At 69.7% G+C, this 4,051-nt stretch carries 2 protein-coding genes and 1 pseudogene; all 3 read left to right on the plus strand.

Annotation, left to right across the window (positions count from 1 at the left end):
- The coding region (locus AC2W7C_RS14295) for a lysozyme inhibitor LprI family protein (RefSeq protein ID WP_486002032.1) at positions 1-265 on the plus strand (265 nt) is incomplete at its 5' end.
- 235 nt (positions 266-500) lie between these two features.
- Positions 501-2,146, plus strand: a pseudogene (locus AC2W7C_RS14300) (electron transfer flavoprotein-ubiquinone oxidoreductase).
- A gap of 54 nt (positions 2,147-2,200) precedes the next feature.
- A partial coding sequence (locus AC2W7C_RS14305) for a tetratricopeptide repeat protein (RefSeq protein ID WP_486002033.1) occupies positions 2,201-4,051 on the plus strand: 1,851 nt, incomplete at its 3' end.

Below are 4,051 nucleotides of genomic sequence, written 5' to 3' on the forward strand. Positions count from 1 at the left end.
CAGTTTCGACTGCGCCCGTGCCAGCCGGAACGTCGAGCGGATGATCTGCGGCGACGGGGAGCTGGCGAGGGCCGACCGCGAACTCGCCGCCGTGGTCGCCCGCGCCGGGCGCTTCGCCATCCTGCGCGACGACTTGCGCTCTGGCGGTCGCGCTTTCCTGGCCCGCCGCGACGCCTGCCCCGATCGGGACTGCGTCCTCAAGGAGTACGCCCGCTGGACGGGCGATGTCCGGGGGATGATCCAGGAACAGGACATGATCGGCTGAGGCCGGGCCGAGCCCTTTCCTCTGACCTCTCCTGCGACCTCCTCGCAGGGATTGTCCTTGACCGCCGTCGCGTCACCTTCCGATAAGGCGCATAAGCAAGACCATACGGACGACGAGGGAATTCAGGGGCATGGCCGAGGAAGCGATCGAAGGCGGCGCCGCGAACGCCTGGCAGGAAGCCGTGATCGACAAGCTGCCCCCCGCCGAGGCCCTGGCTGGCGTCGAGCGCGAGGTCATGGAGTATGACGTCGTCATCGTCGGCGGCGGCCCGGCCGGCCTCTCGGCCGCCATCCGCCTCAAACAGCGGGCCGAGAAGGACGGGAAGGACATCAGCGTCGCCGTGCTGGAGAAGTCCGCCGAGCTGGGCGGCCACATCCTGTCCGGCGCGGTCATCGATCCCCGGGCGCTGAACGAGCTCTTCCCCGACTGGAAGGAGCGCGGCGCGCCCCTCGAGACGGCGGTGACCAAGGACCGGTTCCTGGTGCTGGGCCCGATGGGCCAGGCCGAGCTGCCCATGCCGCTGCTGCCTCCGATGATGCACAACCACGGGTGCTACATCGCCTCGCTGGGCAATCTCACGCGGTGGCTGGGCGAGCAGGCGGAAGCCCTGGGCGTCGAGGTCTACCCCGGCATGGCCGCCAGCCACATCGTCTGGGACGAACCCGACGGCCGGGTGAAGGGCGTCGTCGCCGGCGTCTTCGGCATCGACCGCGAGGGCAAGCCGACCGGCGAGTTCCAGCCGGGCATCGAACTGCACGGCAAATACGTCTTCATCGCCGAGGGCGTCCGGGGCTCGCTCGCCAAGACCGTCATGGCCCGTCACAACCTGTGCGACGAAGCCGAGCCCCAGAAGTTCGGCATCGGGATCAAGGAGCTGTGGCAGGTTCCCGCCGACAAGCACCAGCCGGGCCTGGCCCAGCACACCACCGGCTGGCCGCTGGACGAGTTCACCGGCGGCGGCAGCTTCATGTACCACTTCGGCGACCGCTACGTGGCCATCGGCTACGTCGTGCACCTGAACTACAAGAACCCCTTCCTCTCGCCCTTCGACGAGTTTCAGCGCTTCAAGCATCACCCGGCGATCGCTGAGCATCTGGAGGGCGGGACCCGCGTCTCGTACGGCGCCCGCGCCATCACCGAGGGCGGCTTCCAGTCGGTTCCGAAGCTTTCGTTCCCGGGCGGCGTCCTGATCGGCTGTTCGGCCGGCTTCGTGAACGTGCCGCGCATCAAGGGCAGTCACAACGCCATGAAGACCGGCATGCTGGCCGCCGACGCCGCCTACGAGGCGGTGATGGCCGGCCGCTCGGGCGACCGGCTGGTCGAGTACCAGGCGGCCTATGAGGCCAGCTGGGTCTATAAAGAGCTGAAGGCGGTCCGCAACGCCAAGCCCTACCTGTCGCGCTTCGGCACCACGCTGGGCGGCGCGCTCGGCGTCTTCGACATGTGGGTCTCGTCGATCTTCGGCGTGAACCTGCCCTGGACGTTGAAGCACAAGAAGACCGACGCGGCCGCGACCGAGCCGGCCTCGAAGCACAAGCCGATCGCCTACCCGAAACCGGACGGAAAGTTGTCGTTCGACAAGCTCAGCTCGGTCTTTATCTCCAACACCAACCACGCCGAGGATCAGCCCGCGCACCTGAAGCTGCTGGACCCGTCCGTGCCGATCCGGGTCAATCTGCCCAAGTACGGCGAACCCGCCCGGCTTTATTGCCCGGCCGGGGTCTACGAGGTGCTGACGCCCGAGGGCGGCGGCGAGCCGCGTTTCCAGATCAACGCCCAGAACTGCGTCCACTGCAAACCTGCGACATAAAGGATCCGTCGCAGAACATCGTCTGGACCACGCCCGAGGGCGGCGGCGGCCCGAACTACCCCAATATGTGAGCCTGGCGGGCGAGAGGCCTTGTGGTCGCCGCATAAAGCGGAAAATGTCCGATCATGCGCCACGTCTCCCTTCGCCTCGCCCTGATCGCCAGCGCCGCCCTGATCGCGCTGCCCGCCGTCGCGCAGGATGCGCCGATCGTGGTCGACCCGCCGCTGAATCCGCGCCAAGGCGAGGTCCCGGGCGTCATCGTCGCGCCGGAGGGGCAAGATCTCGCCCCCGTCATACGCCCGCCCGAGATCGTCCCGGCGGAAGAGCCCGCGGAAGCCGAGCCGGTCGCGCCCGCCATCCCCGATGTCTGGACCCCCATCCCGACCGATCAAGCCGGCCGTTCCGCCTACGGCCTGTATCTGTCCGGCCGCGTGGCGGGCTTGCGCGGTGACCGCGACCTGGCCGCGCGGTTCCTCGCCGATAGCCAGGCCCTGACGCCCGAACAGCCGGCCCTCGGCGACGAGGCCTTCCGCGAAGGCCTGTTCTCAGGCGACTTGGACGCGGTGGTCCGCCTGACGCCGACAGTTCAGGACACGCCGTTGCTAGGCGAGACCGGCCGGCTGGTGGGGGTCGTCCAGCTTCTGGCGCAAGACGATCCCCGCGGCAGTCTGGCGGCGCTTCAAGCCGGCGAGTTCACTCGTCCCTTCAACGAGGTCGCGCGCTACCTGGCCCCCGTGATCGCCCTGGCCGCGGGCGACGAGGCGACCGCTCTGAAGCCGATCGACGCGTCCGCCGACGGCGCCGCCGTCCTGATCCTGCGGCTTGAGCGCGCCCGCGCGCTGGAAAGCCGTCGCCGCTTCTCCGAGGCCGACGAAGAGTACCGGACGCTGGTCGCCTTGCCGGGGGGAGCTCAGCTCTACGGCATGGACTACGGCGGCTTCCTGGAGCGTCGGGGTCGGCGGAATGAAGCGCAGGGCCTCTATGAAGCCGCCCTGGCGGGCGAGGCTCCAGAGCCGCGCGCGGCGGCCGCGCTCGAACGCGTGCGTCGCCGCGGCCGCCCGCCCGAGCTGGCCACGCCGAAGCGAACCGCGGCGGATGCGCTGCAGTTCGCCTCGCTCTGGGCCTCCCACGGCGAGCAGCACGAGCTTGCAGCCATCTTCCTGCGCCTGGCGGAAAGTCTGGACCCATCCGACGAAATCGTCCTGCGCCTGGGCCACAGCCTGGCCTCGGCGCGGCAAGAAGCGCCGGCGCGTCTGGCCTTTTCGCGCGTCACTCGCGCCGATCCCATCCTCTACGCCGGGGCCCAGTACAATCTCGCCCTCAGCTTGGCGCGCGACGAACGCCCCGGAGAGGCGGTCGAGGCCCTGCGCCGCGCCGACGCCGCGGCGCCGGACCAGCCGATGATCTCGCACGACCTGGCCGGCCAGCTGATCTCGATGGAGCGTTATGAGGAAGCGCTGGCGATCCTGAACAGGCCGGCCGTCAACGTGGCCGGCCAGAACGCCTCGTTCCGCTTCCTGCGCGGCGCCGCTCTTGAGCGGTTGGGCCGGATCGAAGAGGCCGAGGGCGAGCTTTGGGCCGCGCTTCAGGCCAAGCCGGACGATCCGATCATGCTGAACCACCTCGGCTATCTGTGGGTCGACAGCGGCCGCCGGGTCGAGCAGGGGGCGGAGATGATCGCTCGCGCCCACGCCGCCGATCCCGACAACGGCAACATCCAGGACTCCCTGGGTTGGGCCCAGTACCGCCAGGGCCAGTATGACCTCGCCGTCGAGACCCTGGAGGGCGCGGTCGCCAAGGAGCCCGCCAACGCCGAGATCGTCGACCACCTGGGCGACGCCTATTGGCAGGTCGGCCGCCGACGCGAGGCCGAATGGCAATGGAGCCGCGTTCTGACGCTGGAGCCCGAGCCCGAGCAACGGGCCGAGGGTCGGAGCGCAAGCTGGCCGCCGCCTGCCGGCCCCGGCCGCCCGCCG

The organism is Brevundimonas sp. CURTG3B2_SDJG (assembly GCF_057364705.1).